Genomic DNA, 13,926 nt, shown 5'->3' with positions numbered 1-13,926 from the left:
TTTACTCACTCATTTAGAAGAGGCGGCAATCCGTTCCAAGATGAATCAGATTGACAGCCTAATTCATGAAATCCATACCCTTAATGCCCCTTTAGCCGATGCCTTGACGATTTTAGCTGAGGGTTTTGAGTATCCCAAGATAGCTTCTTTAATTGAGCAAGCCAAAGAAACCCTTCGTTCGTAGTTGAGCTTTAGCTCTAAAGGGCAACTACCAACCTAATTATCTATGTTAAAAAAATAATAATGAGCGAGTCAAAAGGAACTATTTTAGTCGTTGATGATACCCCAGCTAATGTACGCTTTTTAGTCGGAACGCTGGCGGAAAACGGGTACACCGTTCGACCCGCAATTGATAGTCAATCAGCACTTGTCGGGGCATTAGCAGAACCCCCCGATCTGATTTTACTGGACATTCAAATGCCGAATATGAATGGCTATGAAGTCTGCTCTCAGCTAAAAGCTTTTCCAACGACTTGCCACATCCCGGTTATCTTTATCAGTGCCTTGAGTGAAGTGCTAGATAAAGTAAAAGCTTTTGGAGTTGGTGGGGTAGATTACATCACCAAACCCTTTCAAGTGGAAGAAGTTTTGGCGAGGGTGGAAACCCATTTGGCATTGCAACATCTGCAAAAAAGTCTCCTCCAGAAAAATGAGGAATTAGCCCAAACTAATGAAAAACTAGAAAATACCCTGCAACAACTGCAAGATAAAAATAGGGAATTAGCCCAAACCAATGGCGAACTGGAAAATACCCTGCAACAACTAAAAGCTACTCAAGAAGAACTGATTCAAAAAGAAAAAATGGCAGCCTTGGGACAACTCATTGCAGGCATTGCCCATGAAATTAATACACCTTTAGGAGCCATTCGCTCTTCAGTTGGGAATATTTCTGAATCTTTGAATCAAACGCTAGAGCAGTTACCCGTTCTGTTTCAATCCCTCTCCCTAGAGCAAGCGCAGGATTTCTTAGCGTTACTGCAACGGTCACTCCAAACCCAATTAACCTTATCGACCAAAGAAGAGCGCCGAGCAAAGAGAGCCTTAACTAGCCAACTGGAAGCCGAAGAGATTGAAAATGCTGATATCCTTGCTGATGCTTTAGTTGACATGAAAATTTATGACGAAATTGACCTCTTTTTACCGCTGTTAAAACGACCGGATGGTTCACACATCTTAGAAATAGCTTATAACCTTTCAGGCATTCAAAAAGGCACGGCTACGATTAACACAGCCATCGACCGTGCCTCTAAAGTGGTGTTTGCTTTGAAAACGTATGCTCGCTACGACCAGTCAGGTGAAATGATGCCAGCTAACCTGACTGAAGGGATTGACACTGTCTTAACCCTCTATCAAAACCAACTCAAACAAGGGATAGAGGTGAAGAAAAACTATGCAGAATTACCCCCAGTGCTATGTTATCCTGACGAACTCAATCAGGTTTGGACAAATCTCATCCATAATGCCTTACAAGCGATGGATTATCGAGGAACTTTAACTATTGAGGTGATGCAGAAAGAACAGCAGGCTTATATTAGTATTACTGATACTGGTGCGGGGATATCCGAAGAAATTAAACCCAAAATATTTGAGCCATTCTTTACCACTAAGTCTCCAGGGGAGGGCAGTGGATTAGGATTAGATATTGCCAAGAAAATTATTGAAAAACATCATGGGTTAATTCAATTTAAATCCAGCCAGGGTCAAACTACATTCACCGTTTTACTACCTATAAATAATAGCAGAAATCCGATAAAACTGAACAATTAGGATAGACAATGAGCAAACTTATTATTTTGTGTGTTGATGATGAAAAAATGGTATTGGAGACTCTCAAGAGACAACTCAGAAGAGCATTTAGAGATGCCTACTCTTATGAAGTAGCTCAAGATGCTGATGAAGCACTAGAGTTAATCGAGGAACTCAATAAGGCAGCAATGCTCATCATTATCATTGTCTCGGATTGGTTAATGCCTGGTATGAGGGGGGATGAATTTCTCATAAAAGTCCATCAGCAATTCCCTAACATTATTAAAATCCTGCTAATCGGTCAAGCTGATGAAGCAGCCATTGAACGAGCTCGCCTTGAAGCCAACCTCTATTGCTGCTTACATAAACCTTGGTCTCAAGAAGAATTAGTGGCAACCATCCAATCAGCTTTGGCAAAACTATGACTGACCCGATGCGGTCAGGGGTTGTTGGTTATTTGGAAGAGCATGTTCTCCTTGCTCTGAATTTATTTATGCTTCACAAGAGCAGGTAACTGCTCTATAGGCAACAACGGATACGTTATATGTCAACCCCCGGAATTTATGTAATAGTTTATACAAATAACCAACAACCAAGAATTAAAAACCAATTATGAGTAAACAAGTACTTATCTGTGTTGATGATGAGACAACTGTACTCAGAAGCCTCAAAACCGAGCTAAAAAAAGCAGTTGGAAATGATTACTTTATCGAAATTGCTGAAGGGGGGGATGAAGCTTTAGAGTTAGTTGAAGAATTGCTAGAAAAAGGAGATGAAGTCCCCTTAGTTATTTCCGACTATATTATGCCTGATATGAAGGGAGATGAGCTGTTAAAACGTGTTCATCAGCTTTCCCCTAAAACTCTCAAAATCATGCTAACAGGGCAAGCCGACCTAGAAGCCGTAACGAATGCAATCAACTATGCCAAATTATATCGTTACATTGCCAAGCCTTGGCAGCCGGAAGACCTCAAATTGACAGTTACAGAAGCTATCCATAGCTATATTCAAGATAAAAAAATAACGTTAAAAAACGCTAAACTTCAGCAATTAAACATTGAACAATCAGCACTGATTGCTAAACTCGATGAGAGCGATCGCAAGTTTCGGGCAATTTTTAATCAAACCTTTCAATTCACAGGAATGCTGAACACGGAGGGCATTCTTTTAGAAGCGAACCAAACGGCACTCGATTTTGGGGGATTGCAGCTATCTGATGTGGTGGGAAAACCCTTTTGGAAATGCCAGTGGTGGGCCATCTCACCTATCACTCAAACTCAATTGCAAGCTGCCATTACTCAAGCGATTCAAGGTCAATTTATCCGTTATGAAGTTGATGTTTTAGGGGAAAGCGATCGCACGGCTACCATTGACTTTTCCATTAAGCCAATTTTTGATGCTAACGGTAAGGTTGAGTATCTGATTGTAGAGGGTCGAGATATTAGCGATCGTAAACTAGCACAAGAGGCACTACTCCAAGCTGAACAGAAGTATCGTTCCATCTTTGAAAATGCGCTGGAAGGTATCTTTCAGAGTACCCCCGACGGACGTTATATCAGTGCCAATCGCGCCTTAGCTCAAATTTACGGGTACGACTCACCGGAAGAATTGATGGCAACAATTACCAACATTCCAGAACAATTGTATGTCGAACCCCACAACCGTACTGAGTTTTTGACCTTAATGCAAAACTACGGTGAAGTCTCGGATTTTGAATCAAGAGTCTATCGTAAAGATGGCAGAATCATCTGGATTAGTGAGAGTGCCCGCACTGTTTGCAATGCAGATGGAGTAGTGTGCTACTATCAGGGATTTATTGAAGATATTACGGCTCGGAAAAAAGCTGAAGCTGAACGAACGAAATTTACGAATGAACTTTATCAACTCAACGAAGCGTTTTCACGCTTTGTCCCCCGTCAATTCCTCCAGTTGTTAGACAAAAAGAGCATCGTTGATGTTCGATTGGGAGACCAAGTGCAGAGAGAAATGTCGGTGCTATTTTCCGATATTCGCAACTTCACTACCTTATCGGAAAGCATGACACCGGAGGATAATTTTAAATTTATCAATGCCTATCTTTGTCGCATGGAACCAGCACTGATCGAAAATCAGGGCTTTATTGATAAATACATCGGTGATGCGATTATGGCACTGTTTAGTGGGAGTGCAGATGATGCTCTCAAAGCTGGTCTTGCCATGCTGCAACAGTTGGCTGAATATAATCGAAATCGTGCTAATTTTGGATATGTGTCCATCAAAATCGGCATTGGCATTAATACAGGTTCATTGATGCTAGGAACAGTCGGGGGAAAACACCGTATGGATGGCACGGTAGTGAGTGATGCCGTCAATTTAGCCGCCCGTCTGGAAAGCCTAACGAAAGAATATCAGGTGCCGTTGTTAATCACTCACTACACTTTGGCTCGTTTGCAAAACCCAATGGAATATAGTATTCGCTTCATCGATAAAGTTAAAGTTAAAGGAAAGTCAAAAGCTGTGGCTGTTTTTGAAGTGTTTGATGAGGATGAGCCTCAAGTTAAAGATGGCAAGTTAGCCACGAAGACAATCTTTGAAGAAGGATTGTTTCTCTACCACCAGCAGTCAACGACGCAAGCAGCACAACGCTTTGAAGAAGTCTTGAGCCTTAATCCAAAGGATATAGTGGCTCAAATCTATCTGGAGCGTTGTTAATCGCAAGCAGAGAAGCCAAGATGCGAGTACAATGTGAGACTCAATCCTCATCAATAAATCCCTTTTTTCTCTTTTTCTCTCCTCTAATCTGTGAACTCTGTGTTCAGTAGCTTTTCGATAATTTCTGATTCATCATTTTATAGATATTAAAAATATCTCAGCCTCTATCAAAACATCAAATTTTTGTTAAAGGGGTAACTCAATTACAAACTCTGTTCCTTGCCTATACTGTGAGTGACAGTATAATTCCCCTTTATGCTTTTTCACCACAATGGCCTGAGAAATTGACAACCCTAAACCTGTGCCTTTACCAACGGGTTTGGTGGTAAAAAATGGGTCAAATATACGCGGTTTAACATTGGGCGGAATGCCAGCACCATTGTCAGTAATGCGAATGAGTACCTTTTCTGTGCAGGAAATGGGAAATTGGCAAGTGGGGATAGGGAATTGGGAAGACTGGGGAGATGGGGAGATGGAGAGAGGAGAAGATGGGGCGCTTTGGGAGAGAGTTCGATCGCTGATTTGACTTTGTTCTGTGAGTCTCCAGTCTCTACCCCCTGTACAAACTCTCACCACTTCTGTACAAATCCGAATTTGAGGCGTTAGGGAAGAATCCTCTTTCATCTTGCGTTCAAGAGCATCAATGGCATTATTCAAGATATTCATAAATACCTGATTCAGTTCACTAGGATAACAATCCATTAAGGGGAGCTTACCAAATTCTCGAATAACCTGGATGGCTGCTCTGGTGGATTGTTCTCTGAGGCGGTTTTGTAAAATCATCAACGTGTTATTGATTCCCTGATGAAGGTCAACTTTCTTCTGTTCGGCTTCATCCAGATGAGAGAAGTTTCGCAGAGATAAGACAATCTCCTGGATGCGAGAAGCGCCTTCTTCCATTGAACGCAGTAATTTGGGGAAGTCTTCTTTGATAAAGTTGAGGTCGATCGCTTCCATCTCGTTTTGGATTTCAGCAGAGGGCGTTGGATAGTGCTGCTCGTAGAGGGAAATCAGATTGAGCAGGTCATAGGTATAGCTCAGCGCTGGAGCAACGTTACAGTAAATAAAGCTCGTGGGATTGTTGATTTCGTGGGCGACACCGGCAACCAGTTGACCCAAACTCGCCATTTTTTCAGTTTGCACCAGTTGGGTTTGGGCGTTTTTAAGGTCATGTAAGGCTTTGGAGAGTTGCTTGGCTCTTGTTCGCTCTCGCGCCTCAGAGCGCCGCAAACTCTCTTCCACCCGCTTACGTTCGGCGATTTCTGTTTGGGCTTGTTCAAAGAGGGTTGATTGTTGAATAGCGATCGCAAGTTGCACACTCAGTTGTCTGAGGCACTCAATCTCAAAGGAGTTCCACTGCCTAGCACTACAACAATGATGAGCAATCAACAGCCCCCATAAGGTTTCTCCTTGCAACAGGGGAACCACGAGGTTGGCTTTAATCTCCAACTGGCTCAGTAGAGCCAGATGACACGGCGTCAAACCTGCTTTATGAATATCCTCGATCGCTCGAATGCGACCTTGTTGGTATTGACAGACATAGGTTTCGCCAAAGCAACTATCTTGAATATCTAGTCCAAAAAGGGGCGTCCAATCCTCGCCAACGGACTCGACGGCGATTACTCCACTCCAATCGGGGTAAAAGCGGTAAATCACGGTTCGGTCCGTTTGGAGAAACTTGCGCACTTCCTCCACAGCAGTAGTGAGGACTTCCTGAAGGTTGAGCGTGCGGCGAATGCGCGATCGCATTGCTCCCACCAGTCGCTCCCGTAGCACTTGCTGCTCTAGGGCTGTTTGTGCCTGTTTGAGTTCTGTGATGTCTCTGTGAACGCCAATATAGTGAGTCAAGTTCCCAGCGGCATCTCGCACGGGGGAGATAGAGAATTCATTCCAAAATAGAGTGCCGTCTTTTCGGTAGTTCCGTAATACCACACGACATTCTTGGTCTTCTTGCAGCGCCGCACGCAGTTGGGCAAGAGCCGGTTGATCGCGATCCGTCCCTTGCAAAAATCGGCAGTTTTTGCCCAGCACTTCCTCTCTTTGGTAACCTGTTATCCGCTCAAATCCGAGATTGAGATAAACAAGCGGGTGGTCGGGTACAGTAGCATCGGTAATCACAATACCGTTGCTTGATGCTGCGATCGCTCGTTCTAAGAGTCGTAAGCGATTGATCGCTTGCTGGTGTTCAGTAATATCGTCCGCAATGCCCAAGATATACTGGGGTCTGCCAACCTCATCAAAAATGGGAATCTTTTTGATATGAAAGATTCGTTCTCCGCGATGGGTCGGAATAAGTTTTGCGGAGTTATCAATCAGCCTTCCAGTTGAGAATGCTTCTCGGTCTTGAGCCGTAGAGAAATTAGCATGTTCTTGTGAGAACAAGTCATAGTCATTCTTGCCAATAGCCTCATCAGTGGAGTACCCCATCAGTTCTGCAAGCGTTTTGTTCCAGAAGACAAAACGTAACTCCTGAGCATCTTTGGCAAACACGCCCACGGGTAGATTTTCCAGTAGGGAGTTGAGAAATCGTTGGGTGCGGTGAAGCTCTTCTTCTGCCTGCTTGCGTAAGCGAAGTTCTTCGTAGACAGCGCTAATTTCCACAACAACGGCTCCTACACCAGAGGGTTGACCCTCTTCCGCTGGAATGGGAAAGTAAGAAGTCATCCAGTGACGCACAATACCCGGTGAGCTTTGTGTTTCACCGCTCACTTCCAGGTTGATTATCGGCTTTCCAGTGGTCAGAACCTGCTGGTAGATAGGTTCTAAGACGGGAGACATGTTCGGCAAGACTTCAGACAGGGTCTTGCCCATATGGTCGTGTACCGATAGTCCATTAATTTGTGCCAAAGGTTCGTTGATTTGCACAAACTGTAACTGATGGTCCAAAATGCAAAGACCGATGGGAGAGGAGGTAAAAAAGGCGTTTAAGCGAGCTTCCCGCAAGGCGAGTTCTCTTTGCAGGGTTTTGCGTTCAGTAATATCCTTATGAGTTCCCGTCATCCGGACGGGCTTGCCAAATTCATCCCACTCGAAAACCTTGCCACGTCCCAAAATCCACTGCCACTTGCCAGATTTTGAGCGCATCCGAAATTCCACTTGGATGATAGAGGTGCGACCGGCTAGATAAGCCTTCAAGGCTTCCATCACCTTGGGTCGATCCTCTGCATGTAACAGTCGCTCCCAAGATGGGGAATCCTGCTCAATCTCGCCTACTTCATACCCTAACCTTCTCGTCCACTGCGGGTCGAGATAGGTTTGTCCAGTACTAATATTCCAATCCCATAACCCCAATTCGCTGCCTTCTAACGCCAACTGTAATCGCTCTTGGCTGAGGCGCAAGGCTGCTTCTGAGCGTTTGCGCTCTGTGATGTCAAAGGTTACGCCATCCAAACAGAGGACTTCTCCATCCGCCGTAAACATACCCCGACCCTGCTCATAAAGCCATCGAATACTGCCATCCGCGTGAAAAATGCGATATTCCAAACAGAATGGTTTGTCGGCGGCTAAAGCCTCCCGAACTTTACGTTCGACCCCGCGAACATCGTCGGGATGCATCAGACTGGCAAAGCTTCGCTTTTGATTAGCAAGAAAATCTGACGCCGGATAACCACTAATTTGCTCAATTTCTGGGCTGAGAAATTCCATCGTCCAATCCGCATCAAACTTGCAGCGATAGACGGAACCAGGAATGTTGCTGACTAATGTTCGGAATCTTTCCTCACTGAGGCGTAAGGCTTCGTCTGAGTGCTTGCGCTCTGTGATGTCGCGGGCAACGGCGTAGATCAATTCCTCATCACAAAAGGACACAGCTGTCCACGACAACCACCGATAAGAACCATCTTTACAGATAAAACGGTTCTCAAATTTGGTGCTGGGAGTGCTACAATTCTTCAGCGTTTCCACTTCGCGTTGAGTGGCTTCTCGGTCTTCTGGATGAAAAAATTCAAGAAAGGGTCTATTTAGAAGTTCGGATCTCGTGTAGCCGAGGGTGGTTTCCCAAGCAGGATTCAAGCGCTTGAAATAGCCATCAAAACTCGCCATACACAATAGATCGAGGGAGAGCGTGAAGAAGCGTTGCTCGTTGGATACTAGTGTTTCCCACCGGGCTGAGCTACGTTCCTGTGTGTTAAAGTCCTGATGCTCTAGGGCTAAAACAGCTGCTGATGCTCGCGAGTTCGCTACCGCTTCGCTATTATCCACACTGTCTTGTTCTGTCTGTTCGACTTGGGTGTGAGAACTAACTTCGGTGAGATGAGGGAGAATACAAGTATGTTTTTGTTGACTTGTGAGCAGAGCTTCTCGCGTTTGCTGATGTGCCATAGATGTGAACGCGTCTTGCCTTGCGATCGCATAACGCAGGGAGCGAATCAAATACTCGCTCTCAACTTGTTCTTTTACCAAACAATCCTGCGCCCCGGCACGAATTAACTCAAGGGCGAGTTCTTCCTCATCGTCTCCTATGAGGACGATAATGGCAGGACAAGAACCGTTGTTGAGCTGACCGATATACTCTTGAATTCGGGTGAGAGTGTCTAGCTCTTTGCGATCGGGAAGTAACAGATTTAATAAAATAACATCAACTTGTTGTTGCTTAAAATCCTCTGTCGCTTCGGTAACATTCCTAACATGGGTCAAAGAAACCCTTTCTCTGTGAGCTTCTAGCAGTAACTCTTGGAGCAGTTCCGCCTCAGCTAGGTTGTCTTCAACCAGGAGAACTTTGAAAGCATCACGGTTGAGCGTTGGCTTAAGAACTGATTTCATAGGATGAGTTTTTCAAACTAGGTAGATGGCCGAGGATACGACTGAGGTTCATTGCTCATCAGAACCGCTCAGGTATCCTGTGGGCTTTAACTTACCGAAGAGCTTCATCAGCCTTCTTGACAAGTATTAAACAGAGCAAATCTTTTGCATGAAGCTCCGTCAAGTTTGACTCTCTTAGTTAGGAGACAGTCATAGTAGGCGACCCCTAAAACATCCCTCTTCAATGGTTATTCAGTTGTTTGTCTGGGTTTACTGGAAGGAAAATCGTTACGCCTTAGCGAAGCGGAACGCGATAGCATCCCAGTGGCACGTTAGCGCTAGCTTTCGTAAACGAAGTACGAAAGCATGGAGGCTATCCCCTAGGGAATTGCTACCTTCTCTAACCAGCTACAAGAGTTTTTAAGTCCCATAGCCTCCTCTGGCTTACCTTCCTGGTATTTACAGTGATTAGAGAAAATACAGCACACTTTGAACCCTGCTTTGAGTGTAACTGTTTACACTGGTCTATGGAAATGCTTTTCCTTACTCTCTTAAGTATTATTTTGAAAATCTTCTTTCTAAAGAGAGATGACATTTCGTAATAAACTATTATAATGATTAATCTATTTATTAAGTACTATCCTTCTGGGCTATCAATAATTGTTAGGGAATGTTATTGTTTGTATAGGTCTGCTGACGGCTGACAATTGAAACGATTGAATTACAACTAGGTTTATTATCGCCATTGATTCACAGTTGGCTGTGTGATGGCTGACTGCTGCACTATTGAAAAGATAGAAGTTGTACTGAACTCACTTGATTGAGCAGTCAGGTAGAGGGAAAACGTGATCGTGATGGATAACAATATCTTTTCAAGCATCGCCAACTCCTCAAATCCTCCAAAAGCAGCTGAACTATGGGTCAATTGTTGGTATGTTGAATATCTCCGATTTCTAGTAAGCCACAGGTGATCGAAGGTGTTCAGAGTGGGTGATGATGATCGTTGAGTTAGGTGATAACTGTCATCGACAGTAAAATGTCAGTTAATAGCAAATCCGGCTCGTACATCCTTTCTTATGTACGAACACAACTTCATATAAGAGTTCAATGCGCCAAAGGAGCTTTGTAAACTAATGTCCGTATTTTCTACGGAATGAATTTCATTCTTCAGGCGTACCTTTTTTAGGCATTGTCGAATCTTGGGAGTCTTGGGGTGTAGAAGCATCCGACCATAGGCTGGTTGAATCCTGGGAGTCTTGGGGTGTAGAAGCATCCGACCATAGACTAGTTGAATCATGGGAGTCTTGGGGTGTAGAAGCATCCGACCATAGGCTGGTTGAATCTTGGGAATCTTGGGGTGTAGAAGCATCCGACCATAGGCTGGTTGAATCAGGTCTATTCTGCAAAGACGATGAGCTAGTCAGAGGCTTATCCTTGACTCCAGAAGTATTAGATAAATCTGGAGGTAACGCTGCACTCAAGGGTTCTAGCGCTTTTAATGCCTCTGTGGCAGACTGATAGCGATCGCGGAAATTGTAACGGATCATTTTCCTGATAATGGCTGCCAATTTAGGGCTAACTGTTGCTTTATCCTCCCAAATCACTTCTCCAGTTGCAGGACTGGATGGCAAGTGAGCCGGATGGGTAACAGTCAAGGCTTGAATCGCAATCATACCAAGGGCATAAAGATCACTGTTGTATTTGGGATTGCCCGCCGCTTGTTCGTTAGGCATATAACCTTTCGTCCCAATTCCTACTGTTAATTCAGTTCGCTGTTCGCCTTCTATTAATTGTGTACTGAGTTCTTTAACAGCCCCAAAATCTATCAGCACGAGTTTGCCATCAGATTTGCGCCTAATAATATTGTCGGGTTTAATATCTCGGTGAATTACACCATGAGAGTGAATAAACTCCAAAACTAATAACAGCTCTCGCAAAATTTCAATGACCTTAGCTTCAGCAAGAGGGACAAGTATTGGCAGTTCATTGGTTAGAGGACGACCAACAACAAATTCTTGAACTAAATAAAATTCGCCTTCTTCAAAATGAGCGAGAAGTTGAGGAATTTGGTCGTGTTTGCCCAATTTTTCTAAAATTTCTGCTTCCTGGATAAATAATCGTCTTGCAAGTTCCCACATTTTGGGGTTATTGCTAGCAGGTCTGAGTACCTTGACAACACACTGAGGGTTACCGGGTCGTTGGGTGTCTTCTGCAATATAAGTCTCGCCAAATCCTCCCGCACTGAGCCGTTTGACGATTTTGTAGCGCCCACCCAGCTTAGTTTCCATCAATTCCAGTTCCCTCTCATCCAGCAGCCCCTGGAATTCATCCTCCTGAGAAATAATTTCCCGAATGATGGGTGAGGAGGAGTAACGCTTGATGGTACGTCGGAGGTTGCGTTTGGTGAAATAGTCCCGAATCGAGCCAACGGTACCGTAAGAGAGGGTCGAGAGTGCAAGCGCAACGACTGGAACAGTTGTGGGCAAAATGACGCGACTATAAACGAACAGGGCGTAGCTAATTCCTCCCCAGGTCAACACTGCCGCTGCTGCCAATCCGATGCGAATCGGCAAGTGCTTGATTCTGGTAATTAAAAATCCTGCCCCGACAACTCCGATGAAGACAAAAAGCGCCCGTTGGTTAGGATTGGGCATGGCTTCCGCAATAGAGCGTCCCTGTAGTAAGGTAGCGATCGCATTGGCATGGAGTTCCACTCCACTCATCAGTTGGGGATACAACAAGCTTTCAGAAAAAGGGGTCGGGTGAAAGTCTTGTAATAAAGTTGCGGTTGGCCCAATGAGGACAATCTTGTCTTTGAAATACTTGCCTTGTTGGAGATAACTATTCCAGTTACTGGAATCGAGTACATTCCAAAATGGAATGACCTCAAAGGTATTGTGGGGGCCGTAGAAGAAAATATTGTTGCCTTTGGGTTGAGGGTACTTCAGCTTGGCCGCTTGCAAGGTTGCCTCATCAAAAGAGGGAACTGTAGCAACAAGCTCGGCAAAGGCTTTAGCCCGTTCGGGGTCTGAATATTGTTGTGCTAAAAGTTTAGGAAACTCCTTAGCATGGCGATAAATCCTACCATTCGGCTCAATAAAATAGTTAATTGAGCCAACAGAAGTGGGGTTCGTTTCCAGGAAAGAACCCGGCTGGATGAGTTTAGTAGAATCACCGGGTCGAGTTTCATCCTCTTCGTAACTGGCGGCTAGGGTAACTCGACCTGCATACCGTTGCAGTACCCGTTGTAATGCTGAATCGTCCGCCTCACCGTAACTACTGGGGAGATCCAACACGATATCTAACGATACAGTCTTTGCTCCAGCCGCCATGAGTCGATTGATCGCAACAGCATAAGCTTCTCGTTTCCAAGGCCAATTTTTGATCGCCTCCAAGTCAGTTGCACTTTTAGGATCGACCTGATACGACTTCTTCCATTGAGTCATGGAGTCATCATCGATCGCCAAGATTACAATATTGTTTGGCGCTTTGACCGGGCCTCGTATTTGGAAGAACAGCGTCTGAGCTTGCCGTTCTATTAATTGCACCAGACTGCCATTGTGAGCCGTTGCGATCGCGCCCGCAAGTGCCCACACCCCAACCAACAGGTGACCCAACCCAGTTGTCTTAAACCAGCGTTCAAACTCTGCCGACGTTGAAGTCCCGGTCTTGGTCTGATGCTTTGTCCGCAGCGTTTGAGGACGAGTTGGGTTAGGTTTCCAGAATTGCCACTTGCGATCGCTCGGCATTTTTATACGGCTAACTCACTACAATTGATACTCTTCTAAGTTTGGCTGACCTTGAGCAATCGTCAAGGCTGAGCGGGCAGGGTTAGTTCTTTGAGTATAGTGAAAATCACAGATTAAAGAATTGATTTTTTTATTTTTTTCTAGGAATTATTAGACTCTTATGATAGAAATTTATCAATACCAATAAAACCAACCTATATTGTCGATATTGAACTATGAATCAATTTCAGCTTTTCTTCCATAATCAATCTATAAAAATATTTTTTTGATTGATAGTTCCTAGTGTAATATTCAGGATATTATGGTTACTGAAAATACAGAATTTAACCCGAAACAATCATCAAGTCTTAATGAATCACTCCAGCCCGGATTTCTCACAAACCCCGTAAAAAAGGGGGGTCAAAAACTGCCAAATATAGATTGGATAAGCATTGCAGCAGTTTAAAAATATGACCTCAGCATCAACAGATTGTATCGCAGAACAGTTCAAAATTAAACGGGTAAAATCTCGTCAAGTAGTCGTGAATTTTAAGGGGGGACGGTAACATCAGATGCGGGGCTAACACTAATTGCGAATTTAGACCAAAAACTGAAAATCACATCTCGGTTGGCAGCCTGTTTTCAAGATTACAGACATCTAAATCGTGTGGAGCATTCAGTCGAAAGTTTAGTAGCACAAAGAGTTTACGGATTGGTACAGGGGTATGAAGATTTAAACGACCATGAGCAGTTACGCCACGACTCGATGTTTGCCTTAGCGGTGGGAAAAATCCTGGGAGAACGTCAACTATCTTTACTGAGTAAAAAAGGTTCTTTTTGGCTTAAAAAAAATGAAAAATTTACGGACAAGGGTCAACAGTAAAGAGTGGATTGTCTCTACTAAAACCCCTTCAAAAAGCTTGAATCCACTCCTTGATGTCGTAGTCAGTCCAAATTTCGTTTTGCCAATAGGGGTCAGATTCAATTAATTGGCGCACTGTTGCTTCATCTTCTGCTTCAT

7 protein-coding genes and 1 pseudogene are annotated in these 13,926 nt (G+C 44.2%); 5 read left to right on the top strand and 3 right to left on the bottom strand.

All coding sequences use genetic code 11. The features are described from left to right. From V6C93_RS33860 to V6C93_RS33845, 4 genes are all read left to right on the top strand, one after another. Window positions 1–184 (top strand): hypothetical protein (locus V6C93_RS33860; RefSeq protein ID WP_333481085.1); only part of this gene is annotated, 184 nt, incomplete at its 5' end. 59 nt (window positions 185–243) lie between these two features. Beyond that, entirely contained in the window at window positions 244–1,767 is a 1,524-nt protein-coding gene (locus V6C93_RS33855) for a hybrid sensor histidine kinase/response regulator (RefSeq protein ID WP_333481084.1), read from the top strand. A gap of 8 nt (window positions 1,768–1,775) precedes the next feature. Continuing rightward, entirely contained in the window at window positions 1,776–2,171 is a 396-nt protein-coding gene (locus V6C93_RS33850) for a response regulator (protein ID WP_333481083.1), read from the top strand. Between the two features lie 187 nt (window positions 2,172–2,358). Continuing rightward, window positions 2,359–4,437: a PAS domain S-box protein gene (locus V6C93_RS33845; protein ID WP_333481082.1), complete on the top strand. Its 2,079-nt coding sequence runs from the start codon at window positions 2,359–2,361 to the stop codon at window positions 4,435–4,437. 186 nt (window positions 4,438–4,623) lie between these two features. Here V6C93_RS33845 and V6C93_RS33840 read toward each other — a convergent pair whose 3' ends face one another. Then, window positions 4,624–9,198 carry a PAS domain S-box protein gene (locus V6C93_RS33840; RefSeq protein WP_333481081.1) on the bottom strand — a complete coding sequence of 1,525 codons (4,575 nt, stop codon included), beginning with the start codon at window positions 9,196–9,198 and terminating at the stop codon, window positions 4,624–4,626. Window positions 9,199–10,337: 1,139 nt separating this feature from the next. Then, the gene (locus V6C93_RS33835) at window positions 10,338–12,926 is read right to left on the bottom strand and encodes a serine/threonine-protein kinase (RefSeq protein ID WP_333481080.1); all 2,589 of its coding nucleotides are present in this window, start codon (window positions 12,924–12,926) and stop codon (window positions 10,338–10,340) included. A gap of 449 nt (window positions 12,927–13,375) precedes the next feature. Here V6C93_RS33835 and V6C93_RS33830 point away from each other — a divergent pair. Beyond that, window positions 13,376–13,722, top strand: a pseudogene (locus V6C93_RS33830) (transposase); the annotation flags it as partial. A gap of 94 nt (window positions 13,723–13,816) precedes the next feature. Here V6C93_RS33830 and V6C93_RS33825 read toward each other — a convergent pair. After that, window positions 13,817–13,926, bottom strand: a 110-nt coding sequence (locus tag V6C93_RS33825; protein ID WP_333481086.1) for a YciI family protein, incomplete at its 5' end; no start/stop codon positions are given.

Origin of the sequence: Allocoleopsis sp. (genome assembly GCF_036703385.1) — a bacterium.
Taxonomy (GTDB): Bacteria; Cyanobacteriota; Cyanobacteriia; order Cyanobacteriales; family Coleofasciculaceae; genus Allocoleopsis.
Note: the sequence above shows the minus strand (reverse complement) of the source record. Positions and strands in the feature narration are given on the sequence as shown.

What these genes read in the sequence shown, in the direction of transcription:
- V6C93_RS33835 (WP_333481080.1), bottom strand. Translation starts at nt 12,926, where the DNA reads ATGCCGAGCGATCGCAAGTGGCAATTCTGGAAACCTAACCCAACTCGT.
- V6C93_RS33850 (WP_333481083.1), top strand. Translation starts at nt 1,776, where the DNA reads ATGAGCAAACTTATTATTTTGTGTGTTGATGATGAAAAAATGGTATTG.
- V6C93_RS33840 (WP_333481081.1), bottom strand. Translation starts at nt 9,198, where the DNA reads ATGAAATCAGTTCTTAAGCCAACGCTCAACCGTGATGCTTTCAAAGTT.
- V6C93_RS33845 (WP_333481082.1), top strand. Translation starts at nt 2,359, where the DNA reads ATGAGTAAACAAGTACTTATCTGTGTTGATGATGAGACAACTGTACTC.
- V6C93_RS33855 (WP_333481084.1), top strand. Translation starts at nt 244, where the DNA reads ATGAGCGAGTCAAAAGGAACTATTTTAGTCGTTGATGATACCCCAGCT.